This is a genomic window from Caulobacter sp. UNC279MFTsu5.1, assembly GCF_900114015.1.
Classification (GTDB): Bacteria; Pseudomonadota; Alphaproteobacteria; order Caulobacterales; family Caulobacteraceae; genus Caulobacter.
In genome coordinates, this window is record NZ_FORN01000041.1 from 29,259 (window position 1) to 54,037 (window position 24,779).

Below are 24,779 nucleotides of genomic sequence, written 5' to 3' on the forward strand. Positions count from 1 at the left end.
AAAAAATTGGCCGGCCCCGGGGACAGGGCCGGCCGACAGCGGAGGGACCGGTTCGGGAGATCTAGAAATTCACGTCCAGGCGCGCGCCGAAGTAGCGGAACGCGTCGCGGCCCGGGAACCAGGTCTTGCCCTGGGCCGTCGGGATGGCCGGATTGCTGTAGCCCGACGTGCCGTTGCCCAGGCCCTGGGCGTAGCGTTTGTCGAACAGGTTGTTGGCGAAGGCGGTCAGCTTGTACTTGCCGTCCCGGTCGGCGATCCCGACGGTCAGGTCGGTGACGCCGTAGGCCTTCTGGACCGTGCGCGGGTCCTGGCTGAGCGCGAAGTTGATGTCGTCCTGCCAGCGGACCGTGGCCCCGACGAAGGCCTTGAACGGCACATCGTCGGGCAGGTCGATATCGTACTGGCCGCCCAGGCTGAACTTGTACCTGGGGGTGTTGTTCAGGCGCTTGCCGTGCAGGTTCTGCACCCGGCCGTTGGTGCGGGGGGTGTTGTAGCAGACGCCGGGCGCGCCCACGAAGGCCGGGTCGGCGCTGACCGTGGTCGGCTGACCGCTGTAGCAGGGGCCGTTCGGGAAATCGACCACGGTGGCGTCGGTATAGGCGAAAGCGCCGTTCAGCCGGAAGTTCGAGGTGATCCGCGCCACGGCGTCCAGCTCCAGGCCCTGGGTGCGCAGGTGGCCGACGCTGTTGAGGAAGGTCAGAAAGGTGCCGTCGGGTAGGAACGACGTCACCGAGGTCTGGAAGCCGTGATAGTCGGCCCGGAACAGGGTGGCGTTGAAATAGATCCGGCGATCCAGCAGGCTGCTCTTGATGCCCAGCTCGTAGTTCTTGGCCGTTTCGGGGGGCACCGGCATCTGGGCGGCGATGCGGGCGTCGAAGGTGCTGACCAGGTCGTAGGCCTGGCCCTTGTAGCCGGTCGAATAGGTGGCGAAGGTCATGATGTCGGGCGTCCACCTGTACTGGACGCCGATCTTGCCGGTCACGGCGTCGTCCTGGTCGGACCGGCCGAACAGTTGGTGGGTCGTGGCCGCGCCCGGCGCGGTGCTGGCGAAGATCGTCTTGTCGAAGGTGTAGCGGATCTTCTGCCGATTGATCCGCGCGCCGCCGGTCAGGCTGAGCTTGTCGGTCAGGTCGAGGGTGGCGTTGGCGTAGGCCGAATAGTTCTCGTTGGTGCTCTGCGCCAGGTAGCGGGCCAGCTGCAGCACCGGACCGCGGTTCAGGTAACGGTCCAGGTCGTTCTTGGCGTACCACAGACCGGCCACGTAGCGCAGGCGGCCTGCGCCCGGCGAGGTCAGGCGGAACTCCTGGGTCGTCGACCGGGCGTGGAAATAGCCGTTGATCACCGCGCCGCTGTTGACGCCCGACGGGCTGGCGACCGGGAAGCCCAGCAGGAACGGCTGGTCGGTGCCGTCGATGTCCTGGAAGTCGCGCATCTTCCAGCGGTCGCGCGAGGTGATCGACGAGACGGTGTGGCCCTTCAGGATCGAGCCTTCGCCGAAGTCGTAGTCCAGGCGGGCCGTGCCGCCGAACACCTCGGAATTGCCGCCGCCGATGCGGTCGTCGGCCCGGACGAAGTGGTTGTTCTTGTCGAAGGTTATGCCGCGCAGCGTCAGGGTCGCCGGGAAGGCCGGTTCGCCCTGGTAGTTGAGGCCCGGCGTCAGCTCGGTGATCGCGCTGGCGCAGCAGCTGGAGACGTTGTGGTTGAACCGCGGCGCCAGGCTGAGCTTGAGGCTCTGGGTCGGCGTCCATTCGATCTTGGCGGTGGCGGTCAGGCCCGAGCTGCCGTTGACGTTCTTGCCCGTGGTGAGGTTCTTGAGGTTGCCGTCGTAGTCGCTCTTGGCGACCGTCAGGCGCATGCGCACCGTGTCGTTGACCGGGCCGGTGACGGTGAAGCCGGCGCGCTTCTCGCCGTCGTCGGTGGTCAGGGCCATGGCCTTGCCGCCGAAGGTGTTGGAGGGCGCAGCGGTGACGATGTTCAGCACGCCGGCGATGGCGCTCTTGCCGAACAGGGTCGATTGCGGGCCGCGCAGCACCTCCACCCGCTCGACGTCGATCAGGTCCTTGAAGGCGGCGGCCTGGAAGCCGATCGGCACGTCGTCGATGACCACCGCGACATCCGACTCCACGGCGATGCCGTTCGAGAAGGTGCCGATGCCGCGCATCTTGATGCTGAAATTGCCCGGCTGGCTGCCGTAGTCGATCGATATCGCCGGCGACAGCTTCACCACGTCGCCCAGCTCGCGGACATTGTTGCGCTCGATCACGTCCTGGGTCAGGGCGGTCACCGACACCGGCACGTCCTGCAGGCGCTCGGCCCGCTTGGTCGAAGTGACGATGATTTCCTCCAGCTGGACCGACGGGTCCGAACTGGCCGCCTGGGCGTGGGCGGCGCTGGACGCGGCGACGGCCGCCAGCATGGCCGTGGACGCCAACAAGGTGCGTTGAATGGCTCTCATGGTCTTCCCTCCCCTCGCTTCTCGCGCAGCGCCAGCCGGTTAGTCCGGTCAATTATCAGCGCCCGATCTGGTAAGACCAAAATTGGCCAGCGGCATGATAAATTGTCAAGTAGGTAGAGATATCGGCGTGATTTCTATCTAACATACTGAAATAATAAAACTTTCAACGCGTGCAGCAACGCGGCGACGATGACACCTTTACGCAGGACGCCGAAATATGGTCATTTAGCCTTGCGACTGAACGACAAATTGGTAATGCCAAATTGGCCGCAAGAACGAGGGGCGAATGATCCGCACATCATCACGGACCAAGATGGCGATCCGCCCGAGCACCGATCGCGCCGGCCTGCGCCGGATGACCGCCCAGGACATCCGCGACGCCTTTGTGATCGACGACCTGTTCCAGCCCGGCGAGGTCGCGATGACCTATGTCGAGGTCGACCGCGCCGTGGTCGGCTCGGCCGCGCCCCTGGCCGTCCCCCTGCCCCTGCCCGCCGACCGCCGCCTGGCCTCGGCCTATTTCTGCGAGCGTCGCGAACTGGGCGTGATCAATATCGGCGGCCCCGGCTGGGTCGAGCTGGACGGCGCTCGCCACGACCTGGACAACCTGGACAGCCTCTATGTCGGTCGCGGCGTCCGGGCCGTGACCTTCGCCAGCGCCGCGATCGACGCGCCGGCCAGGTTCTACTTCGTCAGCTACCCGGCCCACGCCGCCCATCCCAGCCGACGGGTGCGCAAGGCCGAGGCGCGGGCGATCCAGGCCGGCGCCCCGAAGACCGCCAACCGCCGGGTCATCCGCCAGAGCATCCGCCCCGGCCTCGTCGAGACCTGCCAGCTGGTCATGGGCTTCACCGAGCTGGAGACCGGCAGCGTCTGGAACACCATGCCGCCCCACACCCACGGGCGGCGCAGCGAGATCTACATGTATTTCGACGTCGCCCCGGCCCGGGTGATGCACATCATGGGCGAGCCGTCCGATCCCCGGACGGTGTTCATGGACGACGGCGAGGCGGTGTTCTCGCCCAGCTGGTCGATGCATAGCGGGGTCGGCACGGCGGACTACCGCTTCGTCTGGTCGATGGGCGGCGAGAACCTGGACTTCGACGACATGGACCACCTGACCCTGGCCGACCTCCGCTAGAGCTCGGACGGACAGACAGGAACAAGATCACTTAGGGAGACCAGACGATGTTGCGACGCCTGACCGGAACGCTCCTGGCGACGGCCGCCCTGCTGGGCCCGCTGCAGGCCTGCGCGGCGACGCCCGCCAGGCCGGCGGCCAGCGCCCCGGCCCCGGCCGCCCCCGCCGTCCTGGCGATCGGCGTCCGCGTGGCCGACTGGCAGCTGGGGCACATGGACAATTTCGACTATATCCCGGCCTCGCAGTTCCGGCGCGACGCCGAGGCCCGCCGCAACTGGATCCAGGCGGCGTTCTATATCGGCCTGGCGGCCTTCGCCGACACCTCGAAGGATCCCCGGTACGCCGACGCCATCCTCGCCCACGGCCAGGCCGAGGGCTGGGGCTTCGACCATCGACCGCGCCACGCCGATTCCGACGCCACCGGCGCGGTGTGGATCTGGTCGGCGGCCCGCACGCGCGACCCGGCCAAACTGGCCCCGACCCGCGCCCGCTTCGACGCGGTGCTGGCCGATCCCTCGACCGTCGACCTGGGCTTCGAGGCCAAGCCGCCCGAGGGCGGGGATCCCTACTGCCAGGCGCGCTGGTGCTGGAGCGACGCCATCTTCATGGCCCCGCCGGCCTGGGCGGCGCTGAGCCAGGCGACCCGCGACCCGCGCTATCTGGCCCATGCCGACAGCGAGTTCTGGGCGACCACCGATCTGCTCTACGACAAGGCCGACCATCTTTATTTCCGCGACAGCCGATTCATCGCGAAGCGCAGCGACGCCGGCGCCAAGATCTTCTGGGGCCGAGGCAACGGCTGGGCCTTCGCCGGCATCGCCCGCATCCTGCAGGATCTGCCCAGCGACCATCCCAGCCGGCCGCGCTACGAGGCGCTGTTCAGGGAGATGGCGGCCAGGATCGTCGCCCTGCAGGGCGAGCAGGGCTATTGGCCGGTGTCGCTGCTGGAGCCGCAGAAGACCCCCGAGACCAGCGGCACGGGCTTCTTCGTCTACGGCCTGGCCTGGGGCGTGAACCACGGCCTGCTGCCGGCCGCTCGATATCGCCCGGCGATCGACAAGGGTTGGGCCGCCCTGGTCGCCGCGGTCGAGCCGGACGGCAAGCTGGGTTGGGTGCAGCGGGTGGGCGCCGCGCCCGACCAGGTGGGGCCGGACGACACCCAGCTGTACGGCGTGGGCGCCTTCCTGCTGGCCGCCAGCGAGGTGTCCAGGCTGCCGGCCGCCGCCCAACGGTGACGCTGTTGCCCCGCCGCCAGCGCCCGCTAGGATCACCGACATGACCACCGGCGCCTCGGATCCCCAGAAGCTTTACCAGCAGATCGCCCGGGCCATCGCCACGGCGATCAACGACGGCCGCTACGGCCCCGGCGACAAGCTGCCGTCCGAGCGCGAACTGGCCGACGACTTCGGCGTCAGTCGTCCGACCGTCCGCGACGCCATGATCGCCCTGGAGTTCCAAGGCCTGGTCGAGGCGCGCCAGGGCTCGGGCGTCTATGTCACCGCCCTGACCGCACCGGAGGGCGACGATCCGGCCGAGGTCGAGGTCGGCGCCCTGGAGCTGACCGAGGCGCGGCGGCTGTTCGAGGGCGAGGCCTGCGCCCTGTCGGCCGCCACCGCCACCGATGAGCACCTGGCCCTGCTGGAGCAGATCGTCGGCCAGATGGCCCGCGGCCTCGCCCCCGACGAGGTCGAGCGGCTGGAGCAGGACTTCCACCTGGCGGTCGCCCGCGCCACCGGCAACGCCGCCATCGAGGCCGGAGTCGAGGACCTGTGGACCCTGCGCCAGCAGTCGCCGGCCTGCGTGGCCATGCTGCGGCGGGCCCGCGCCCACGGTGGCGGCGACGTCGTCGAGGAGCACCGCCGGATCGTCGCCGCCCTGTGCGAGCGCGACCCCAGAGCCGCCCGCCAGGCGATCCACACCCACCTGGCCCAGGTGATCGACGACCTGTTGGCCGTGGCCGAGCTCGACGCCCTGCAGCAGACCCGCCAGAAAATGGCCGAGCAGCGCCGCGAACTGGCCCGCCGCACCGAGATCTGACCCCCTCCCGCCGTCACGAGGCCGCCCGATGACCCAGCCGCTGTTTCGCCTCGCCCTGGCCGTCGCGCTCGCCGCGCCCGCCCTGGCCGCGGCCCAGGCCGGCGGCCCGCCGGTGATGCCGCCGATCGTCAAGCCGCTGCCCCGGCCCGACGCCGAGGGCCGCAAGCCGCGCGCCGTGGTGGTCCACGCCGACTACCGCTACGACGACATCCTGTGGGAGAACGACCGCACCGCCCACCGCATCTACGGCCCGGCGCTGGAGGCGGCCGAGCCGCCCTCGAGCTCGGGGATCGACGCCTGGGGCAAGAGCGTCCGCTGGCCGTTCATGGACCGCCAGCTGCGCACCGGCGACCAGCACACCTTCCATGGCGAGGGCCTGGACTTCTACGACGTCAACACCTTCCGCGGGGCCGGCGGCCTGGGCGTGTGGCAGGACAACAAGCTGTGGACCTCGCGCAACTGGAAGACCTACCAGATCCTCCAGACCGGCGACGACGTCGCCCAGTTCGAGGTCACCTACGCCCCCTGGCCGGTCGACGTGGACCGCAAGGTCTGGGAAACCCGCACCTTCACCCTGCCGCTGGGGACCAACTTCACGCGGATGGTCTCGACGATCGGCTCCGACAAGCCCGGCCCGCTGGTGGTCGGCATCGGCGTCAGCAAGCGCAAAGCGACCCACAACGGCGCGGGCGGGGTGTTCACCAAGGATCTGGGCGCGGGCCGCGTGTCGTACTGGGAGCCGACGGATCCGGTGAAGGGCACGATGGGCGTCGCCCTGATGGTCGACCCCAAGGCCCTGGTCGAGGTACGCCAGGACGCCGACAACTACCTGGTCCTGGTCAAGGTCGAGCCCGGCAAGCCGTTCGTCTACTACATGGGCGCGGCCTGGGACAAAGGCCTGGACTTCCACGACCGGGCCAGCTGGGAAGCCTATGTCCGATCGGCGAAGGCGGACTTCGACCCGACGCACTGAGACTTGGCGGAACCGCAGGCCGTTCGAGCGCGCTCCCCGGAGAGGCGCGAACGGACGAGTTCACCGTGGGCAAGCGATCACGAGCGATAGCGGCGGCGACCAAACGGCCGGTGCGCGTCTCCGCATCGACGGCCGCCCTTGTGGTCGACTGGGCCACCCTGGCCGCCCTTGGCGCCGCCACCCTCGCCCTGATGGTCGCCACTTGGCGGCCGCGGGGTGGGAAGGGGTCGTGATTTCAGAAGAGGTTGGTGCGGGCGGTCGGGGTCGAACCGACACTCCTTTCGGAACCGGATTTTGAGTCCGGCGCGTCTACCAGTTTCACCACGCCCGCGCTTCGCGGCGACGCAAGGTCGGCGAAGGAGGGGTTGTCTAGCAAAGCCCCGCGGGAAGTTCCAGCGTCGCTTTTCAGCGCGACGCGCCGGCTTTCCTTCGCGATGCGGCTGGCCGATGCTCCGCGCGCCCGCAGGAGACCTCGAGCCTTGCCCCATCCTCCCCGTCCCGGTCCGCGCAACCTGATCACCGACGTGCCCGGCCTGACGGTCGGCCACGCCACCGACGAGGCCGTGCGCAGCGGAGTGACCGCCCTGCTCTGCCCCGGGGGCTGGGTCGGGGCGGTGGACGTGCGCGGCGGCGGGCCGGGGATTCGCGAGAGCGACGTGCTGCGGCCGGAGAACACTTTCAGCCGGGCCCACGCCATCGTCCTGTCGGGCGGCTCGGTGTTCGGCTTGGCCGCGGCCGACGGCGTGGTCGCGGCCCTGTCGGCGGCGGGGCATGGCGTCCGGCTGGCGGCGGGCTCGCCGGCCATTCCGATCGTGCCCGGGGCGGTGCTGCACGACCTGGGCAACGGCGGCGACAAGGCCTGGGGCCTGGAGCCGCCCTATCGCGCCCTGGGCCTGGCCGCCGTCGCGGCGGCCGGCGAGGCCTTTCCGCTGGGCTCGGTCGGGGCCGGTCGCGGGGCCATGGCGGGGGTGCGCAAGGGCGGCGTCGGCTCGGCCTCGCTGGACCTGGGCGACGGCCTGGTGGTCGGGGCCCTGGCGGCGGTCAATCCGGTGGGGTCGGTCCATATGCCCGACGGCGAGGCGTTCTGGGCCTGGCCGTTCGAGATCGACGGCGAGTTCGGCGGGCGCGTCCCCGATCCCTCGGCCCGCGCGGTCGATCCCGTGCCCGACGACAGCAAGCTGGCGGCCCTGGGTCGGTTCGCGGCCGGCGCCAACACCACCCTGGCCGTGGTGGCGACCACCGCCGCCCTGACCACGGCCGAGGCCACGCGCCTGGCGATGATGGCCCAGGACGGCCTGGCCCGCGCCATCCGGCCGGCCCACACCCCGTTCGACGGCGACGTGGTCTTCGCCCTGTCGTCCGAAGCGATCGGGATCGGCGAAGGCCCGGCGCGGTCGCTGACGATCGCCCGTCTGGGCTCGGCGGCCGCCGACACCCTGGCCCGGGCCATCGCTCGAGGGGTGTTCGAGGCGACTTAAGATCCCGGCGCGGTGTCGGCCCCGTAGAGCGTGCCGGCGGCGGTCTCCAGCTGGCCCAGCAAGCGCTTGAGCGTCGCCACCTCACTGGGCGCCAGGCCGGCCAGCAGAGCCGCCTCGTAGGCGCGGGCCAGGGGCACGATCTCGGCGAACAGGCGACGGCCGGCGGCGGTGAGCTCCAGGCTGTGCGAGCGGCGGTCGACCCGGTTGCTCAGCCGCACGGCCAGGCGGCGCTCGACCAGGTCCTGGGCGGCGCGGCTGACGCGCACCTTGTCCATGGCCGTGCGCACGACGGCGGCCTGCTGGGTCAGCGGCCCCTCGGCCAGCACCGACATCAGCCGCCACTGCGGGATGGTCAGGCCGAACCGGTCCTCGTAGGCCCGGGAGATCAGCCGGGTCACCGCATTGGCGGCGATCACCAGCTGGTAGGGCAGATAGTCGGCCAGCGAGACATGCTCGGGGGCGCCTTCGGGGGGGAACTGCGTCATGGGTGAGACCGTCGCGGCCATGGCCTTCCTTTCGTCCTCCTTACGCCCGCGACTCTGGCGGTCGCTCGCGTCGACAAGGCCCGATCTGGCGCGGCGCGCCGGCCCCGCTCAATCACGGCCAAGCCTGGGGACAGGAAAGCGGACATTTCGCCTGGTGGTTGTGCATTCGATCCTTCGGACGCCCAGCGAAGGGGCGCCGCCCCAAAACGCGACCGCCTGATCAGTGTTCCTCCGCGCCCCTGTGACCGGCCTTGTGCAAGGGCTCGGTGCGGGTCAGCACCGCCTGGCAGCGTTGAAGTTCGTTGAGACAATCGCCCCGGCTCCAGAAATCGGAAAATTCCACAACAGCCATGCGGACTTGGCGAGAATAGTCCTTGTGGTCAAGAACCTTCGGCGCGTCTTCCTTGGGCGCGTCGTGCCCGTGGCCGGATTCATGCCCCGGGCGGGGGCCGGTCAGGACCAGGGTCTGGCCGCCCAGGATCGTGACATTGGCCGCGGCCAGCTCCAGCTCGGCCTCCGGCTTGTGGCCGCCCCCATGGCCGGCATGACCGTCGTCGAGGCCGGGCTTGTCGTCCTTCTTGCCCCCTTCGGCGCCCCAATGCCCGGCCTTGGGCTTGTCCGTGGGCTTGCTCTCGACCGGTTCGCCCTTGAGGGCTTCGGTCACGCCTTTCAGGGCCTTGGCGCAGGGACCGCCGAACGCCAGCACCGGCCCGATCCGGCGCTGCACTTCCTCGACCAGGTCCTGGGCCTTGTGCAGCAGCTGGCCCGACGGCGCGCTGGTCGCCGCCACGCACTTGGCCTTGATCGCCTCGTGAACGGTCTTGGGGACCTCGCGCCAGCGCTCGTCACGGCCGCGCCCGCCCACGTGCCTGCCGAGATAGAAGGTCAGGATGGCGACGGCCAGGACCACCAGGGCGATGCCGGCCAGCAAGGTGGGATCGAAGATCGGAACCGGCGCGTCGACGGGAAACTCTGACTGGTACACCGGACCCCCTCCAGCATTCAGACAAGCAGGAGTCCAGGGTTAACGCATGACGGCCCAGCTTGCACGATCAAGCTTGTCTGGAAGGCCGGGAAATCACGCCGCGCGCCCGGGCGCCCTGGTCGTAGCGGCTGGGGCCGCCATAGACGGCCACTTCACACAGGATGTCGCCGCCAGGCTGCTCGGCCCACAGGTAATTGCGCTCGACCTCGACATTGCGCCCGGCCGGCGAAACGCCCTCGAAGGTGTCGCCCCAGGGAATCACCTTGTTCAGGTCGCGCCAGGTCAGGGTCATGGCGCGCGCCAGCTCGTCCTGGGCCATGGATTCGAGATCGGGATCGCTCATGGGCGCCTTTCCGGTGTCTGCCGTCCGCCTCGACAATGTCCGCCGCGCGGGATAGGCCCGCCAGGAGAACGAAGGAGGCGACGATGGGTGCTCCCAAGGGCAAGCGGGACTTCCGCGACGAGGATCGCCTGGATCCGCGCGAACGCCATCAGGTCGAATACTGGATGAAGCGCTGGGGCGTGACCAAGGACCAGCTGGTCGCCGCCCACCGCAAGGTCGGCAATTCGATCAAGGACATCGGCGCCGAGCTGGGCAAGAAGCGCTAACGCTTGTCCCGCCGGAACTTCGCCGCCTCGGCCGCCAGGGACGAGGTCGAGGGATCGAAATCCTCCGGCTCGGGCGCGAACGGCAGGTGGCCGGCCACGCCGCGCAGGGCCAGCCACAGCGGATGGCTGAAGTGGCCCAGGATCCGCAACGGCCGGCGCTTATCGTCGGTGACGTCCCAGCCTTCCCGTTCGAACGCGTCGGCCTGCTCGCGCATCGACTTGACGTCGATGCCGTCCCAGCCGGGCGGGTCGGGAATCAGCGCCGCCTCGTCGGCGGTCAGGCCGAAGGTGTCGCGCGCCAGCTGGTCGATCTCCGGGAACTGGGCCCGCGCCTCCGGATCGGCGAACGACGGCTTCATCAGCGCCCGGGTCTCCAGGTCGGCGAAGCCGGGCAGGTCGATCAGGCGGCGCGGGGCCATCGGCTTCAGCCCTCGGCGTTGTCGTTGCGGAAGTAGGGCTTGACCTCGCCCTGCAGCTTGATGGTCATCGGGTTGCCCTTGCGGTCGACGGCCTTGCCGGCGGTGACGCGGATCCAGCCCTCGCTGACACAGTACTCGTCGACATTGGTCTTCTCGACGCCGTTGAACACGATGCCCACGCCGCGCTCGAGGATCTCGGCGTCATAGTGCGGGCTCGAGGGGTTGGAGGCCAGGCGGTCGGGAGGCGTATCGCTCATGGGATGGTCTTTCGAAGAATTTGGGACGGCTGAAGCCCTCGAACGGGCGTGATAGCCACCCAAGCCCGCAATTCCAATAGGATTGCGCGCGATCGCGCGAAGCGCCGCGACAACGTCATGACCGCCTGCTAGCTACGGCCGTCCTCATTTTCGGAGTCCGCATGCTGCGTCGCCTCTACGACTGGGTCATGGGCCTGGCCGCCTCCCGCCATGCCCCGGCCAGCCTGTTCGCCGTCTCTTTCGCCGAAAGCTCGTTCTTTCCCGTGCCGCCCGACGTGATGCTGGCTCCGATGGTGCTGGCGCGGCCGGACCGCGCCTGGCGCTACGCGGCGATCTGCACCCTGGCCTCGGTGCTGGGCGGGATCCTGGGCTATGCGATCGGCTTCTTCCTCAAGCCGCTGGGCGTGTGGCTGATGACCGTCACCGGCCACGCCGGCGGCATGACCGAGTTCAAGTGCTGGTACGACCAGTACGGCGTCTGGGTGATCCTGGCCAAGGGCCTGACCCCGATCCCCTACAAGCTGGTGACCATCGCCTCGGGCCTGGCGGCCTTCAGCTTCCCGATGTTCATCATCGCCTCGACCGCCACCCGCGCCGCGCGCTTCTTCCTGGTGGCCCTGGTGGTCAAGAAGTTCGGCCCGGCCATGATGCCGGTGATCGAGAGGCGCCTGGCCCTGTTCGCGGGCATCCTGATCGCCCTGCTTGTCATCGGCCTCACGGCGAGCCACTTCTTGGGGGGAAGCGGTGGCGGAGCATGCGCGGCATGACGATCGAGAACGTCGAGGACAAGGTTGCTGAAGCCCGCCCCGCCGGGTCCGCGCCGCCAGCGGCGCGCGGTCCGCTGGACCGGATCGCCGACCAATGGCCCGTCCTGGCCTTCCTCGCCTGCGCCGCCATGCTGGGCGCGGCCCACGCCTTCGAGACCTTCGGCAAGCTGGCGCCGTGCCTGCTGTGCCTGAAGCAGCGCGAGGTCTACTGGGTCACCGGCGCGGTGGCGCTGGCCGCCGCCGTGCTGACGCGCACCGCCTGGGCCGACCGGGTGCGCCGGCCGCTGATCCTGCTGATCGGCCTGGGCTTCCTCTATGGCGCGGGCCTGGCGACCTATCACGCCGGCGCCGAGTGGAAGTGGTGGCCCGGCCCGGCCGCCTGTGCGGCCGGCGGCGCGGCCTCGGCCGACGACCTGGTGGCCATGCTGAAGGGGGCCAAGATCGCCGCCCCGTCCTGCGACAAGGCCGTGTGGATCTTCCTGGGCCTGTCCATGGCCGGCTGGAACGCTGTGATCTCGCTGGGCCTGGCGATCGCCTCGTTCTTCGCAGGCCTGCGCCCCCAGACCTCGCCCAAGGCCGCCTGAGATGAGCCAGCCCGTCCCTCCCCGTCCCGGTCTCGGCGCCCAGAAGGCCCGCCTGGCCGAGATCCTGCGGGTCGACCAGGCCGGCGAGCTGGCGGCCGTGCACATCTATCGCGGCCAGCAGGCGGTGATGCGCCAGGCGCCGGGCCGCGAGCGGATCGCCGACCAGCTCCAGGCGATGGAGGGCCACGAGCAGGTCCACCTGACCCGCTTCAACGAGCTGCTGGGCGAGCGCCAGGTGCGGCCCACCCTGATGTCGCCGGTCTGGCGCGCCGCCGCCTTCGCCCTGGGCGCGGGCACGGCCCTGCTGGGCGAAAAGGCCGCCCACGCCTGCACCGAGGCCGTGGAGACGGTGATCGAGCAGCACTATGCCGGCCAGATCGCCGAACTGGAGGCGCGCGATCCGTCGCTGGCGGCCGAGCTGAGCCAGTTCCGCGACGACGAGTTGCACCACAAGGACATCGCCATCGGCGAAGGCGCCCTGGAGGCTCCGGCCTATCCGCTGCTGTCGGCGGTGATCCGCGCCGGCTGCCGCGCGGCGATCAAGATCAGCGAGAAAATCTGACCGGCGTTCGCCGGAACGCCGGAAAAACCGTCCCTGAAACTTCCCGCTTGGCGGCGTGCGCGGTCGCGCTTACCCATGTCGCCGAAAGATCGCGTCGCGAGGGGAGTTCCGCTTTGCCTATCCCGTTTCACCGCCGGGCCGCGGCCCTGTGCGCCGTTTCGCTGCTGGCGCTGGCCGGCGCCGCCCATGCCGCAACCCCGGTCAATCCGCCCAAGCCGGCGCCGACCACCGCCCTGACCCTGGGCACCGGCGGCCAGATGCCGACCGAGGAAGCGGCGGTGACGATCGAGCATGTCGACCTGAAGCTGAAGATCATCCCGCAGCGCAAGGCGATCGAGGGCGACGCCACCCTGACCTTGGCGACCAAGAGCGCCCTGCCCCGCATCGTCCTGGACTTCGACAGGAACTTCGCGGTCAGCGCCCTGATCGTCGACGGCAAGACCCTGCCCGCCTCGGCCTGGACCAATCCCGAAGGCCGCCTGACCATCACCCCGCCCGCCCCGATCGCCGCCGGGGCCAGGACCGTGGTCCAGATCCGCTACGCCGGCCAGCCGCACGAAGCCGAAAAAGCCCCCTGGGACGGCGGCTTCGTCTGGAAGACCGCCCCGACCGGCGAGCCCTGGATCGCCAGCGCCGTGCAGGGCGACGGCTGCGACCTGTTCTGGCCGTGCATCGACTTCCCGACCGGCGAGCCGCTGCTGGTCGACTTCTTCATCACCGTGCCCGCCCCGCTGTCGGCTCCGGCCGGCGGCGTGCTGATGGGCGTCACGGAGAAGGACGGCTGGCGCACCTTCCATTGGCGGCAGAAGCAGCCTGACACCTACGCCATCGCGGTCAATGTCGGGCCTTATGACAAGCTGGAGGCTGTCTACAAGAGCCGGTTCGGCGACAGCTTCCCGATCGAATACTGGTACCTGAAGAGCGACGACCCGGCCAAGGCCCGGGCCCTGTTCGCCGAGTTCCCGACCACGCTGGACTTCTTCGAGCAGATGATCGGCCCCTACCCGTTCCGCTCCGAGAAGCTGGGCGTCGTCGAGACGCCGCACCTGGGCATGGAACACCAGACCATGAACGCCTACGGCAACGAGTACAAAAAGGACGTCTACGGCTACGACTGGCTGTTCCAGCACGAACTGTCGCACGAATGGTTCGGCAACCAGGTGACCAATGTCGACTGGGACGACATGTGGATCCACGAGGGCCTGGGCAGCTACATGCAGCCGCTCTATTCGCAATGGCTGCACGGCGACATGGAATACATGACCCGCCTGAACGCCCAGCGGGTGAGCGGCAAGAACCTGTTCCCGATCGTCTCCGACAAGGTGATGACCGAGGATCAGGTCTACAAGCCCGAGGGCGGCCCGGCGAACGACATCTACGCCAAGGGCTCCAACGTCATGCACACCCTGCGCGCCACGATCGGCGATGCGGCGTTCTTCAAGGCCGTGCGTATCCTGGTCTATGGCCGCCCTGATCCCAAGCCCGGCAATTTCGCGCCGCGCTACGCCACGACCAAGGACTTCATCCGAATCGTCAACGACGTGACGGGCAAGGACTACCAGTGGTTCTTCGACGCCTATTTCTACCAGGCCAAGCTGCCGGAACTGCTGCAGACCCGGGACGGCGACGACCTGGTGCTGAGCTGGAGGACGCCGTCGGGCAAGGCCTTCCCGATGCCGGTCGAGGTCAAGGTCGGCGACAAAATCGTCACCGCGCCGATGACCGACGACACCGGCCGCATCAAGGTGGGCGACACCGTGCCGGTGATCGTCGACCCGGCGTCCAAGATCCTGCGCCGCCAGCCGTATCTCGAGGACTACGCGGCCTGGAAGAAGGCGGACGACGCCAAGAAGGCCGAAGACGCCAAGAAGGCGTCGGCCCAAAAGCCCTAGACGCCTCCAGCGTTCCTCTGTCGGCGGAGCCATCGCTATGGATTGGCTGCCAAAAGGGCCGTCATCCCGGACAAGCCCGGCGAAAGCCGGGCGCAGATCCGGGACCGCCGGAAGCGCCTGCGCTCAGGCGTCGATCCCGGATCTTCGCGCTACGCGCTCTTCCGAGATGACAACCGCTTTTTGGCCGTAGGCGATAGCCCTGGCACGGAGCATGAGGGACGACGAAGTTTAGGGCGCATCAACGCGCGGTCATCTTCCGTTGACCCTGTTCCTTCACGGCTTGTAGGCCAAGGCGCCGTAAGGCTTTGGGCTCACAGCGAGCCAGGAAGCCGATGCTGACGCCCAACCATGTCGTGACCACCGCCCGCGCCGTCCTCGTCGCCGGCGCCCTGACCGCCGCGGCGCTGATGCTGGGTCCCTGGCCGGGCCTGGAGCAGGTGTTCGGGCTGAACGACAAGGCGGCCCACGCCATCGCCTTCGGCGGCCTGGTCGCCGTCTCGTTCCTGGCCTTCCCCCGCATGCGCCGCAACGACCTGGCCATCGCGGCCGTCCTGCTGGGGGCCAGCGTCGAGGTGGCCCAGATGTTCACCTCCGACCGCAGCGCCTCGATCAGCGACCTGCTGGCCGACACCGTCGGGGTGGGCGTCGTCTATCTGGCCAGCCATATCGAGAATCTCCGCGCCCTGGCCCGCCAGCGCGGCGCGGCGAGCTTCGCGGACATCGCCGCCCAGGACCGCCGGCGCGGCGGGCGTCGCCTGGCGCCGGTGATCAAGGCGGCCTCCCCGCCCTTGGCCGACAGCGCGACGGCCGATCACCCGGCCAGCTTCGCCGGCCGGGCGGCCCGACGCTTCCCGCGACGGGCCTGAACCCTGTCCGTCAGGTGATGCGCTTGACGCTGACCGGGTCGCTGCCCGGGAAGCTTTCCTCCAGCCCCTCGTCCAGCAAGGCCTCCTGACGGCTTTCCGAGCACTCGACCTTCTCGGCCAGCTGATCGTGCTTTTCGCCCTCGGTCAGCGGGGTCTCCGCCTCGCGGGAATGCGGGGCGTCGAAGTGCTTGTCCTCGTGCCGGACCTTGCCGTCGCTGGCCATGTCGGCCGTCGAGGCGCTGGTGCCGTGCGTGAAGTGGCGGCCGGCTTCTTCTTTTTTCTGGCCAAACATCATGGGGTCCTCTCCCGAGTCCTCGCCCGAAGGAGTCGGGAAGAGAACCCGCAACGCGGCGCCTAGGTTGCGCCCGACAGCCCGAACACCACGGACCACAGCACGAGATTGGCCACCGCCATGGCGGCCAGCAGCCACCGCAGCCGACGTTTGACGCACAGCGCCCGCCCGTGCTCGTGAAGCGTCGGGCCGGACGGCGCCGAAGGACTGCCAAGCATCGAACCCTCCCGTCGAGCGCCCCCTGTCCTTTGGGTCCGTCCGACGGCGAGTCGATGCAAGCGGAGCTGGAAAGCATTGTTTCCTAGACATTTTCGCGACTCGGCGTCGCGCCCTAGGCTTCCAGCTCGATGTCCCAGTACAGATAGTCCAGCCAGCTGGCGTGCAGGTGTCCCGGCGGGAACCGGCGGCCGCGGTCCTGCAGTTCGTGCATGCTGGGGCGGCGCGCGGTGTGGAAGGGATGCATGCCCGCCTCGCGCGGCGTGCGCCCGCCCTTGTGCAGGTTGCAGGGCGCGCAGGCGGTGACGATGTTCTCCCAGGTGGTCCGGCCGCCGCGCGAGCGGGGGATCACGTGGTCGAAGGTCAGCTCGTCGGGCGAACCGCAGTACTGGCAGCTGAACCCGTCGCGCAAAAACAGGTTGAAGCGGGTGAAGGCCGGCGGCCGGTCCTGCGGCACGTACTGCTTCAGCGACACCACGCTGGGCAGCTTCATCTCGAACGAGGGCGAATGCACCACGTGGTCGTAGGTCGAGACCACGTCGACCCGTTCCAGGAACACCGCCTTGATCACCTCCTGCCAGGGCCAGAGGGACAGCGGATAGTAGCTCAGGGGCCGATAGTCGGCGTTGAGAACGAGCGCCGGCATGCCGGACGGGGGGCGGGACAGCACCTGCATCAGGGCCTCCCCCTGGAGCCGGAAGGGCTCCAACGCATTTGGGAGCCGGACGGGCTCCGATGAAGCGGGTACGCGGTCGGACTGAAGACGGGCCTCCTTCCTACGCATTCTCAGGAATCGCCATTCATTCCCGAACGCGGGGAAAGGATGAGCCAACTTGGCGACAGAACCAAGACATCCTTGCGCTTGGCGCGTGAACGATCGCGGCTATGGTCGGCGGCGGACATCCGGGAACCCTTCGCCATGCCGACCTCCGCCCTCGCCCTGATCGCCCTGGCCGGTTTCCTGGCCGCCGGATCGCCGGCGCCGCTGCTGCCGGGGATCGTCGATTCGCCCGACACCGAGGTCCGGCCCGCCTTCAGTCCCGACGGCCGCTGCGTGCTGTGGGGGTCGATCGGCGCGCCGAAGACGGCCTGGCGCATCCTGCAGACCTGCCGCGACGGCGCGGGCTGGTCCAGGCCCGAGGCGGTGTCGTTCGATGGCCCGGACAACGACTTCGACCCGGCCTTCTCGCCCGACGGCCGCACGGTCTATTTCTTCTCCAACCGCCCGGGCGGCCAGGGCGGCGACGACCTCTACGCGGTGGACCGCGACCCGGCGACCGGGGCGTTCGGCGCGCCGCGCAACCTGGGGCCCCGCTTCAACACGTCCGGCGACGAGTGGGCGCCCTCGCCGACCGCCGACGGCAAGCTGATCTTCTCGTCCGACGGCCATGGCGGCCTGGGCAGGCAGGACCTGTTCGAGGGCGAGCTGACGGGCGAGGCTCCGGTGCGCGGTCTCGGCCCCGGTGTCAACGGTCCGCTGGACGACTTCGACGCGACCCTGCTGGCCGACGGCCGCACCCTGGTGTTCGCCTCGGGCGACCTGAAGGCCGAGACCCGCGTGACCCTGCACGCCGCCCGGCGCGGCGCCGATGGGCGCTTCGGACCGCGCACGCCCCTGGCCGCGCCGGTCAACTGTTCGGAAGCGATCAACAACGGCCCCGCCGTCGATCCCAGGCGGCCGGGCGTCCTGTTCTACTCGGCCTACTGCCCGGCCCTGGGCCCGGGGCGGATGGACATCTTCGAGGTTTCTATTCCGACGCCCTAGCTGATCGCCACGATCTCGACCTCGCCGCCGGCCACCATGGCGGTGTCGCCCACGGCCTTGCCCAGCAGGGCGCGGGCCACCGGCGAGACGTAGGACACCGAGCCCTGGGCCGGATCGGCCTCGTCCTCGCCGACGATGCGGAAGGTCTGGCGACGGCCGTCCTCGCGGTCGAAGGTGACGGTCCCGCCAAACTGCAGGCCCTCGACGGCCGGGTCGCGTTCGCGCAGCTGGGCGCTGGCCCGGCGGGCCGACCAGTAGCGCAGGTCGCGGGTGGCGCGGGCCATGGCGGTTCGGTCCTGGGCGACGTCGCCGCCGGCCTGGGCGGCGCTGTAGGCGGCGCGGGCGGCGGCCAGGGCCGCCTCGATCTGAACCAGCCCCTCGGGCGTCACCAGGTTCGGGTGCGGCGAGATCGGGCGGTCCAGCAGGTCGGCGGCGAACGCCTCGCTGTCGCCTTCCTTGGTGAAGGCCACGCTCATCCGCGCATCTCGAAGGACGAAAAGGTCATGTCTGGAAAATCCGGCCCGACGCGGGATGTTCCGCCTGGGGAGCATCCGACCTAGGCGCGGGCGTCCTCGGGATCAAGACATGCAAAAGCCGCCGGCGAAAAGCGCGGGCGGCTTCGGACACCTTGAACGGAGAGTCTCGGCGGCGATCGTGTCGGCGGGACGGCGTGGGAATCCGCGGGTCCCGCCAGCCACGAATGCTGCCGAGGCCTAGATCGCCACGCCGACCAGGGCGGTCGCGACAACGAGGGTGGCGGCCAGGAAGAAGCCCAGGGCCATGCGGTCGAGCGTGGTCTCGAAGGCGGTTTCCAGGACGTAGAGGGTATGGGTCATCACACACATCCTTGAGTTTCGGCTGCGGGCGCGACGTTCGAGGAGGCCGCCCCGGTCTCGATCGAGACCGATCTAGACATTGCTTAGATAGCACGCATCCTAACGGCGTCAAGATAATCTTGACGCCGTTAGGATGGATTTTTGAACAGGAGCCGCTACAGTGCCCTGGATGACACAGACCGCCACCTCCGAAGCCCGCCCGTATCACCACGGCGACCTCAGCCGCGCCCTGGTCGAGGCCGCTAGACGCATCCTCGAGACCGAGGGTCCGTCGGCGCTTTCGCTGCGGGCGGTGGCGCGGGAGGCGGGCGTCAGCCCGGCCGCGCCCTACCACCACTTCAAGGACAAGGGCGAACTGCTGGACGCCGTCGCCCACGAGGGCTGGGCGGCCCTGGACGCGGCCCTGACCGAGGCGCGCCTGAAAGCGGCCGACAGCCAGGAGCGGATGACCGGCCTGGGCGTGGCCTATGTCCGTTTCGCCCGCGACAATCCCGCCCTCTATCGGGTGATGTACGACTGCTCGCGCGACAAGGACGCCCTGCCCGAACAGATGAAGGAAGAAGGCGCCTACTGCCAGGTGCGCAACACCATCGACGAGCGCAGCGGCGGGACGGCCTCGCCGATCGACCTGGAGCTGGCGACCATCGCCGCCTGGTGCGCGGGCCACGGCCTTGCCGAGATGATCAGCTTCAAGCAGTTCGACCCGCTGAAGGAAGCCCTGGGCGGCGAGGAGGCCTTCCTGCGCGGCGTGTTCGAACACCTGGGCATGTTCGCCAAGCTCGATCAGGCCTAGGTCCGCTTGCGCTTCGCCACCCGCTTCGCCCCCTCCCCGACCGGCCATCTGCATCGCGGCCACGCGTTCTCGGCCCTGACCGCCTTCGACGCCGCCCAGGCCGCCGGCGGCCGGTTCGTGCTGCGGATCGAGGACATCGACGCCACCCGCAGCCGTCCCGAGTTCGAGGCCTCGATCCTGGAGGACCTGGCCTGGCTGGGCCTTTCCTGGGAACAGCCCGTGCGCCGTCAGTCCGAGCACCTGGCCGACTATCACCGGGCCATCGACGCCTTGCGCGACAAGGGCCTGGTCTATCGCTGCTTCCGCACCCGCAAGGAGCTGGACATCGGCCGCGCGCCGCACGAGCCGGCCCGGCCCTTCGTCGGCGGCCCCCTGTCGCCCGACGAGGAGGCCGCGCGGCTGGGGCGGGGCGAGGCCTTCGCCTGGCGGCTGTCGCTGGACGCGGCCCGCGGGGCGCTGGGCGGCTTCGACCGCCTGGCCTTCGTCGAGGAGGGCGCCGGCCCCGAGGGCGAGACCGGCCTGATCCCCGCCCGCCCCGAGACCGCCGGCGACATCGTCCTGGCCCGCAAGGACGTCGGGGTGGCCTATCACCTGGCGGTGGTGCTGGACGACGCCCTGCAGGGGATCACCCACGTGGTCCGCGGCCGGGATCTGTTCGAGGCCGCCCACATCCAGCGCCTGCTGCAGGCCCTGCTGGACCTGCCCACCCCGACCTACCGCCACCATCGCCTGCTGGTCGGCCCCGACGGCAAGCGCTACGCTAAGCGCGACAAGGCCCAGACCTTGCGCGAGCTGCGGGCGGCGGGCGTGACGCCGGCCCAGCTGCGGGCGGAGATGGGGCTCTAGCCGCCACCGCCGGCCTGCTCCACCAACCGCCCCATCGCCTTCAGATAGGCCCCGAACGCCGCGCGGCCCTCCTCGGTCAGGCGGACGCGGGTCAGGGGCTTGCGGCCGACGAAGCTCTTGTCGATCGCCACATAGCCGGCGTCCTCCAGCTTGCGCAGATGGACCGACAGGTTGCCCTGGGTCACCTCCAGCAGGTCCTTCAGCTCAGTGAAGTCCGCCACCTCGGCGCTGGCCAGGTAGGCGACGATCCCCAGCCGCACGCGGCCGTGGATGACGTCGTCCAATCCGCTGATGTCGAACTTGCCGGTCACGCTCGCCTCAGGCCGGCCGGACCCGCAGGGCCTGGCGCATCATCCCGAAGCCCGGGACCGCCATCAGCAGGAAGAGACTGGCGGTGGCGATCAGCAGATACAGGTCCGCGCGCTCGATCAGCATGCCCAACGCCACGCCCGAAACAAGCCAGCCAGAGGCCACCAGCGCCGTCCACAGCCGCTGGCGCAGCATGAAGATTACGTACCAGACCGCGCCCTGCAGCACGAAGACCACAGCCGGGTGGAACAGCCAGTAGTGGAAGTCATGGTGGCGCTCGGCGGCGCTGGCGAAGACCAGGACCAGGGCCAGGTTCGCGATCCCCGCTCCCGCGAAGGCGGAATTGACGGCTCGGCTGGTCACCCCGACCGCCGGCCGTTTGCGGTCGATGATGATCACGATCGTCATCAGCACCAGGAATATCAAGGTCGGCGCCCAGGCCATGATGATGTTGGCGGTCGGCGATAGGCGGACGATCCCGGCCTCCTGCAGGTAGTAGCTCAAGCACTGGATCCCGTAGAGCACCCCGGCCGAGCCGTAGAGCGCGCTGCCGGCGACGCCCATCCCGCCGCCCGGCCGGCCCTCGGCCACGGTCCTCAGGAACGCCAGGTCGTCCTGGACCGACTTGATCTCGTCGTTCATGGGCAAGGCCCCCTTCAGCATCGCATCATGGCCGGTCACAGGATTCGCCCCAACAGCGGCGTACGGCGCAGCGCCATGGTCGTCAGCCAGCTGAGCGCCACCGCCCCGGCGAACACCGCCAGCCCCTTGGCCAGCCCACCCCAGGCCTGCGGCAGCAGCAGCCAGGAGAGCCAGGCGGTGAAGACGTAATGGGTCAGGTACATGCCGTAGGCGTTGGCCTGCAGGCTGGCTCCGACCGGGCCTGTCCTCCGGACGAAGCGCAGGAAGACCGCCAGCACCGCGAACGACAGGGCCGCGCAGGCCAGAACGAAGGCCAGGCCGCCGACCAGGTCCAGCACCGGCTTGGGCGGCGGGTTGGGCGAGAAGGCGACGATGAAGACGGCGACCGCCGCGATCACCGCCGGAACGGGCGGGATCTGCCAGGCCCACCAGCGGCGCGACAACGCGCCCTGCGGGTCGGTCAGGCCCCGGCCCACGCCCGCCGCCCCGAACGCCAGGCCGGCCAGGAAATAGACCAGGTAGTGGCCGATACGGCCGGTCTGGACCAGGAACGGCCCCGCCGTGGTCCAGTGGCCGAAGGGCAAGACCACGTTCAGCGGCACATAGGCCAGGGCGCTGGCCGCGACGAGGACCAGGAGGGCGCGGCCGGGCCGTCGGGCCGCGCCCTGCGTCCAGCGGCCCAGCGTCGGGATCAGACGGGGAAACAGCTTGTCCAGCGCCCCGGCGATCGCGCCGAAGGCCAGCAGCACCCACAGGAACCAGGCCGGGCCGCTGGGCCAGAACGGCAGGCGGGTCCAGGCTTGAGCATAGGCCGGCAACGACGGCGCGCCGCCCGACTGCAACCAGGCGGGAAAGTAGGCCAGCGGCGCCAGCAGCCCGGCCCCGATCACGAACGGAACGCCCAGCCGCAACGCCCGGCCCTTCAGGTAGCCGCCCGGCCCCTTGGCCTTCAGGCTTTCGGCGACGAACAGGCCCGAGACCAGGAACATCAGCGACATGAAGAACAGGTCGTTGACCAGGGTCAGCAGGCCAAAGCCCCCGAACCTCTGCGGGTCCACGACCGGAAAGGCCGTCCACAGGATCGGCGGGGCGGCGAAGGCCTTCGGCGGCGGCGCGTAGGGGTGGTAGGTCAGCGCCGCGTGGTGGGCGACGACCAGCAGGGTCAGGAAGGCGCGCAGGGCGCCGACCGGCGCGTTCCGGGCCGAGGCGTCCGCCGGGGTGGTTTCGACGGGTTTCAGAGGCGCGTGCATGGCCGGGCTCCGTTGCGACGGACGGACCATGTATCAACTTGTTTGTTTTGTAAACTTGTTGATGAGAAGACGCCTGACGGTGAACCAAGGCGGCGATCTCTCCGGGATAAGCAACGTCGAAGCTTGTCCGGCGACGGAAGGCTCGCTCTGCTATGTCATCGATCTTGCCGGATCGACGCGATTGACCATCGTCGGGCGAGGCGAACGCCGGCCCGCCGCGCCGTCCGCGATCCTGTCCATCGCGATCGAGCAGTATGTCGTCGTGACCTAGGATCCCCGATCGTCCCCTTGCCCCCTCCCCGCCGCCATGCTCACTGCGGGGCCTCAGCACCACGGGACTCACATGCGCAAGATGATCTGGGGCGCCGCCCTTTCCGGCGCGTTCGCCGCCTTCGCCCTGTCCGCCGGCGCCCTGTCCGCCGGCGCCGCCCACGCGGCCGAGCCGAAGTTCACGCCTGGCCCGTGCGCCGGCGACTATTCGGGCGTGGCCAACAAGATCCAGTGCGGGACCCTGGTCGTCGACGAGACCCGGGGCGGGCCGAGCACGCGGCGCGTCGCCCTGCCGGTGACCATCGTCAAGGCCAGCGCCCCCAAGCCCGGCGCGGTTCCGGTGATCTTCCTGCACGGCGGCCCCGGCGGCGGGGTGGTCGAGAACATCGGCCGTTCCCTGCGCGGCGTGTCCGGCCGAGAGCTGATCGCCGTCGACCAGGACTGGATCTATTTCGACCAGCGCGGCGGCGGGGTGGCCTCGCCGATCCTCGACTGCGGCGAGGTGGCCCTCAACGACGCCGGGCCGCTGAACGACGCGGCCGCCCAGCAGCTGATCGCCTGCGCCCAACGCCTGAAGGCCTCTGGCGTCGACCTGTCGCGCTACAACGCCGAGGAGGTGGTCAAGGACCTCCAGGACCTGCGCAAGACCCTGGGCCTGAAGCAGGTCGACCTGTTCGGCGTCTCGTACGGCACGCGCATCGCCCTGGCCGTCGTCAAGCACGACCCGTCCGGCGTACGGGCCGTGGTGCTCGACTCGCCCTGGACCCCGGAGGCCAAGTGGGCCGAGGGCGGGCCGGAAATGGTGTCGGACGCGGTCAAGGTGATCTTCAAGCGCTGCGCCGAGGACGCCGCCTGCAACGCCAAGTATCCGCATCCGGGCGCCGACCTCGACGCGGTGGCGACCAGGCTGCTGAGCGGCCCGCAGACGATCGGCGGCAAGGTCTATAGCGCCGACGACCTGGGCGGCTTCCTGATGGACGCGGCCTATAGCGGCCCCGACGCCCGGGCGCTGCCCGCCACGGTCGCCAGGTTCGCGGCCGGCGACATGACCGCCCTGGCCGAGCAGATGCAGGGCCGCAGCGGCTACAACGAGGCCCAGCACCTGACCCATCTGTGCAAGGAGGAGTTCCCGTTCGAGAGCGAGGCGGCCATGCGCAAGGGCGCCCAGCGCGATCCGGTCACGCGCCTGCTGGAAAACTCGTTCGGCCGCTACTTCCAGGTCTGCAAGGCCTATGACGTCGGCCGGCCCGACCCGGTCGAGGCCCAGCCGGTCTCCAGCCCGATCCCCACCCTGTTCCTGGCCGCCGAGATCGACCCCGGCTGCCCGCCGGCCGTGGCCAAGGCGGCGGTCGGCCGCTTCCCCAAGGGCCAGCTGACCATCATCCCCAACACCACCCACGGCGTGTCGCGCGGCAGCGCCTGCGCCCGCAGGATGATCCGCGGCTTCCTGGCCGACCCGACAGCCCCAATCGACCAGAGCTGCCTGCATCCCGAGCACGACCAGTTCGTGTTTGACCTCGATTAGGGAACTCGTAGTCGGCGCACCGCCCGCTTGGCCCCTACGGACCGCTTCGCGGTCGTCTTCCCCCGGAGGGGAAAGAGCGCCGAGGCTCCGCCCCCTCTGGGGGCGGACAGACCGCGAAGCGGTCAGGTGGGGGCAAGTGTTCACCGGCACGGCTTCTCATCCTCACGCGGAAACCCGCTGAGCGTATGGAAAGGGTCGCGGAGCGCCGGACGACGTCCGAAGTTTGGAAAAAGAATACCGTTTCGACGAAGCCCGATCGCTCCGCGCGGTCGTTATCCGGAAGCCCGCGACGCTGAGCCCTGTTCGAGCCTCGCCGCCTTGAAGCCTCCGACGGGCGGGCCAGGTCAACGAACCCTGGTCCCGGACCGCGGGCCTGTCACCGCCCGCCTGCTGATCCGCCAGCCCTCACGTCACGCCGTTTTAGTGTTCCATGCCCGGCCGGCCCTGGAGACGCGAGGTTTGGTCCAAAAGGACCGCCGATGGAGCTTCCCGCTCGATCGCCCCCCGCCGCCGCAACTGGTCGCT

At 69.7% G+C, this 24,779-nt stretch carries 30 protein-coding genes and 1 tRNA gene; 16 read left to right on the plus strand and 15 right to left on the minus strand.

The genetic code is table 11. The features are described 5' to 3' along the window. Window positions 1–61: 61 nt before the first annotated feature. Window positions 62–2,455, minus strand: a complete 2,394-nt coding sequence (locus BM066_RS19620) for a TonB-dependent receptor (protein ID WP_255367658.1) — start codon at window positions 2,453–2,455, stop codon at window positions 62–64. 286 nt (window positions 2,456–2,741) lie between these two features. Between BM066_RS19620 and kduI the strand changes: the two genes are divergently transcribed. Genes kduI through BM066_RS19640 form a run of 4 tightly spaced genes read left to right on the plus strand, consistent with a single transcriptional unit; the run spans window position 2,742 to window position 6,606 of the window. Then, window positions 2,742–3,596 (plus strand): 5-dehydro-4-deoxy-D-glucuronate isomerase, encoded by an 855-nt coding sequence (gene kduI, locus BM066_RS19625; protein ID WP_255367659.1) that lies wholly within the window; start codon window positions 2,742–2,744, stop codon window positions 3,594–3,596. Window positions 3,597–3,643: 47 nt separating this feature from the next. Next, entirely contained in the window at window positions 3,644–4,831 is a 1,188-nt protein-coding gene (locus BM066_RS19630) for a glycoside hydrolase family 88/105 protein (RefSeq protein ID WP_089930029.1), read from the plus strand. Window positions 4,832–4,871: 40 nt separating this feature from the next. Then, window positions 4,872–5,633, plus strand: a complete 762-nt coding sequence (locus BM066_RS19635; protein WP_089930030.1) for a FadR/GntR family transcriptional regulator — start codon at window positions 4,872–4,874, stop codon at window positions 5,631–5,633. Window positions 5,634–5,661: 28 nt separating this feature from the next. Continuing rightward, window positions 5,662–6,606 (plus strand): DUF4861 family protein, encoded by a 945-nt coding sequence (locus BM066_RS19640; protein ID WP_089930031.1) that lies wholly within the window; start codon window positions 5,662–5,664, stop codon window positions 6,604–6,606. Between the two features lie 246 nt (window positions 6,607–6,852). Here BM066_RS19640 and BM066_RS19645 read toward each other — a convergent pair. Next, a tRNA-Leu gene (locus tag BM066_RS19645) sits at window positions 6,853–6,937 on the minus strand. A 148-nt stretch (window positions 6,938–7,085) separates the two neighbouring features. Between BM066_RS19645 and BM066_RS19650 the strand changes: the two genes are divergently transcribed. Further along, on the plus strand, window positions 7,086–8,084 hold the full coding sequence (locus tag BM066_RS19650; protein ID WP_089930032.1) for a P1 family peptidase: 999 nt from the start codon (window positions 7,086–7,088) through the stop codon (window positions 8,082–8,084). Here the strand turns inward: BM066_RS19650 and BM066_RS19655 are convergent. The 3 genes from BM066_RS19655 to BM066_RS19665 all read right to left on the minus strand — a co-directional run bounded on the left by BM066_RS19655 (window position 8,081) and on the right by BM066_RS19665 (window position 9,873). After that, complete coding sequence (locus BM066_RS19655; protein WP_018112964.1) at window positions 8,081–8,590, minus strand: MarR family winged helix-turn-helix transcriptional regulator; 510 nt, start codon at window positions 8,588–8,590, stop codon at window positions 8,081–8,083. The genes BM066_RS19650 and BM066_RS19655 overlap by 4 nt on opposite strands. 199 nt (window positions 8,591–8,789) lie before the next feature. After that, window positions 8,790–9,554, minus strand: coding sequence for a hypothetical protein (locus BM066_RS19660; protein ID WP_018112963.1), 765 nt, complete (start codon window positions 9,552–9,554; stop codon window positions 8,790–8,792). 67 nt (window positions 9,555–9,621) lie between these two features. After that, window positions 9,622–9,873, minus strand: a complete 252-nt coding sequence (locus BM066_RS19665; protein WP_089930046.1) for a hypothetical protein — start codon at window positions 9,871–9,873, stop codon at window positions 9,622–9,624. A 107-nt stretch (window positions 9,874–9,980) separates the two neighbouring features. Here BM066_RS19665 and BM066_RS19670 point away from each other — a divergent pair, with 107 nt between their 5' ends. Next, window positions 9,981–10,163 carry a DUF3606 domain-containing protein gene (locus BM066_RS19670; protein WP_018112967.1) on the plus strand — a complete coding sequence of 61 codons (183 nt, stop codon included), beginning with the start codon at window positions 9,981–9,983 and terminating at the stop codon, window positions 10,161–10,163. On the opposite strand, the gene BM066_RS19675 is transcribed toward BM066_RS19670, so the two are convergent. Together BM066_RS19675 and BM066_RS19680 are read right to left on the minus strand one after the other, a co-directional pair. Further along, entirely contained in the window at window positions 10,160–10,582 is a 423-nt protein-coding gene (locus tag BM066_RS19675; RefSeq protein ID WP_018112968.1) for a hypothetical protein, read from the minus strand. The genes BM066_RS19670 and BM066_RS19675 overlap by 4 nt on opposite strands. A 5-nt stretch (window positions 10,583–10,587) precedes the next feature. Continuing rightward, window positions 10,588–10,839, minus strand: a complete 252-nt coding sequence (locus BM066_RS19680) for a DUF3297 family protein (RefSeq protein WP_018112969.1) — start codon at window positions 10,837–10,839, stop codon at window positions 10,588–10,590. A gap of 161 nt (window positions 10,840–11,000) precedes the next feature. Here BM066_RS19680 and BM066_RS19685 point away from each other — a divergent pair, with 161 nt between their 5' ends. The 5 genes from BM066_RS19685 (at window position 11,001) to BM066_RS19705 (ending at window position 15,510) form a co-directional block, all read left to right on the plus strand. After that, window positions 11,001–11,606: a YqaA family protein gene (locus BM066_RS19685; RefSeq protein ID WP_089930033.1), complete on the plus strand. Its 606-nt coding sequence runs from the start codon at window positions 11,001–11,003 to the stop codon at window positions 11,604–11,606. Further along, the gene (locus tag BM066_RS19690; protein ID WP_369823255.1) at window positions 11,603–12,190 is read left to right on the plus strand and encodes a disulfide bond formation protein B; all 588 of its coding nucleotides are present in this window, start codon (window positions 11,603–11,605) and stop codon (window positions 12,188–12,190) included. Before BM066_RS19685 ends, BM066_RS19690 begins: the two co-directional genes overlap by 4 nt. A 1-nt stretch (window position 12,191) precedes the next feature. After that, window positions 12,192–12,752: a demethoxyubiquinone hydroxylase family protein gene (locus tag BM066_RS19695; protein ID WP_089930034.1), complete on the plus strand. Its 561-nt coding sequence runs from the start codon at window positions 12,192–12,194 to the stop codon at window positions 12,750–12,752. A 113-nt stretch (window positions 12,753–12,865) separates the two neighbouring features. After that, window positions 12,866–14,644, plus strand: coding sequence for a M1 family metallopeptidase (locus BM066_RS19700; protein WP_089930035.1), 1,779 nt, complete (start codon window positions 12,866–12,868; stop codon window positions 14,642–14,644). A gap of 332 nt (window positions 14,645–14,976) precedes the next feature. Continuing rightward, window positions 14,977–15,510, plus strand: coding sequence for a VanZ family protein (locus tag BM066_RS19705; protein ID WP_089930036.1), 534 nt, complete (start codon window positions 14,977–14,979; stop codon window positions 15,508–15,510). A 10-nt stretch (window positions 15,511–15,520) separates the two neighbouring features. On the opposite strand, the gene BM066_RS19710 is transcribed toward BM066_RS19705, so the two are convergent. The 3 genes from BM066_RS19710 to BM066_RS19715 all read right to left on the minus strand — a co-directional run bounded on the left by BM066_RS19710 (window position 15,521) and on the right by BM066_RS19715 (window position 16,697). After that, window positions 15,521–15,805 carry a hypothetical protein gene (locus BM066_RS19710; RefSeq protein ID WP_255367660.1) on the minus strand — a complete coding sequence of 95 codons (285 nt, stop codon included), beginning with the start codon at window positions 15,803–15,805 and terminating at the stop codon, window positions 15,521–15,523. Between the two features lie 59 nt (window positions 15,806–15,864). Beyond that, complete coding sequence (locus BM066_RS26555; RefSeq protein WP_177218508.1) at window positions 15,865–16,020, minus strand: hypothetical protein; 156 nt, start codon at window positions 16,018–16,020, stop codon at window positions 15,865–15,867. 113 nt (window positions 16,021–16,133) lie between these two features. Then, window positions 16,134–16,697 (minus strand): HNH endonuclease, encoded by a 564-nt coding sequence (locus BM066_RS19715; protein WP_089930049.1) that lies wholly within the window; start codon window positions 16,695–16,697, stop codon window positions 16,134–16,136. A 240-nt stretch (window positions 16,698–16,937) separates the two neighbouring features. Between BM066_RS19715 and BM066_RS19720 the strand changes: the two genes are divergently transcribed. Further along, a complete protein-coding gene (locus BM066_RS19720) occupies window positions 16,938–17,783 on the plus strand; it encodes a TolB family protein (RefSeq protein WP_177218509.1) in 846 nt (281 codons plus the stop codon). Here BM066_RS19720 and greA read toward each other — a convergent pair. Further along, window positions 17,780–18,259, minus strand: coding sequence for a transcription elongation factor GreA (greA, locus tag BM066_RS19725; RefSeq protein WP_089930038.1), 480 nt, complete (start codon window positions 18,257–18,259; stop codon window positions 17,780–17,782). The genes BM066_RS19720 and greA overlap by 4 nt on opposite strands. 237 nt (window positions 18,260–18,496) lie before the next feature. Beyond that, entirely contained in the window at window positions 18,497–18,619 is a 123-nt protein-coding gene (locus BM066_RS27120) for a hypothetical protein (RefSeq protein WP_255367661.1), read from the minus strand. A 169-nt stretch (window positions 18,620–18,788) separates the two neighbouring features. Here BM066_RS27120 and BM066_RS19730 point away from each other — a divergent pair, with 169 nt between their 5' ends. Together BM066_RS19730 and gluQRS are read left to right on the plus strand one after the other, a co-directional pair. After that, entirely contained in the window at window positions 18,789–19,412 is a 624-nt protein-coding gene (locus BM066_RS19730) for a TetR/AcrR family transcriptional regulator (RefSeq protein ID WP_089930039.1), read from the plus strand. 6 nt (window positions 19,413–19,418) lie between these two features. Beyond that, a complete protein-coding gene (gluQRS, locus tag BM066_RS19735) occupies window positions 19,419–20,258 on the plus strand; it encodes a tRNA glutamyl-Q(34) synthetase GluQRS (protein WP_089930040.1) in 840 nt (279 codons plus the stop codon). On the opposite strand, the gene BM066_RS19740 is transcribed toward gluQRS, so the two are convergent. Genes BM066_RS19740 through BM066_RS19750 form a run of 3 tightly spaced genes read right to left on the minus strand, consistent with a single transcriptional unit; the run spans window position 20,255 to window position 22,459 of the window. Beyond that, window positions 20,255–20,569, minus strand: a complete 315-nt coding sequence (locus BM066_RS19740; RefSeq protein WP_089930041.1) for a winged helix-turn-helix domain-containing protein — start codon at window positions 20,567–20,569, stop codon at window positions 20,255–20,257. The two genes, gluQRS and BM066_RS19740, sit on opposite strands and share 4 nt — an antisense overlap. 7 nt (window positions 20,570–20,576) lie before the next feature. Then, window positions 20,577–21,209 (minus strand): hypothetical protein, encoded by a 633-nt coding sequence (locus tag BM066_RS19745; RefSeq protein WP_089930042.1) that lies wholly within the window; start codon window positions 21,207–21,209, stop codon window positions 20,577–20,579. Between the two features lie 35 nt (window positions 21,210–21,244). Continuing rightward, on the minus strand, window positions 21,245–22,459 hold the full coding sequence (locus BM066_RS19750) for an acyltransferase family protein (protein WP_089930043.1): 1,215 nt from the start codon (window positions 22,457–22,459) through the stop codon (window positions 21,245–21,247). Between BM066_RS19750 and BM066_RS26100 the strand changes: the two genes are divergently transcribed. Together BM066_RS26100 and BM066_RS19755 are read left to right on the plus strand one after the other, a co-directional pair. Further along, a complete protein-coding gene (locus BM066_RS26100) occupies window positions 22,458–22,730 on the plus strand; it encodes a hypothetical protein (protein ID WP_143093770.1) in 273 nt (90 codons plus the stop codon). The genes BM066_RS19750 and BM066_RS26100 overlap by 2 nt on opposite strands. 72 nt (window positions 22,731–22,802) lie before the next feature. Next, window positions 22,803–24,254: an alpha/beta hydrolase gene (locus tag BM066_RS19755; RefSeq protein ID WP_089930044.1), complete on the plus strand. Its 1,452-nt coding sequence runs from the start codon at window positions 22,803–22,805 to the stop codon at window positions 24,252–24,254. Window positions 24,255–24,779 lie beyond the last annotated feature (525 nt).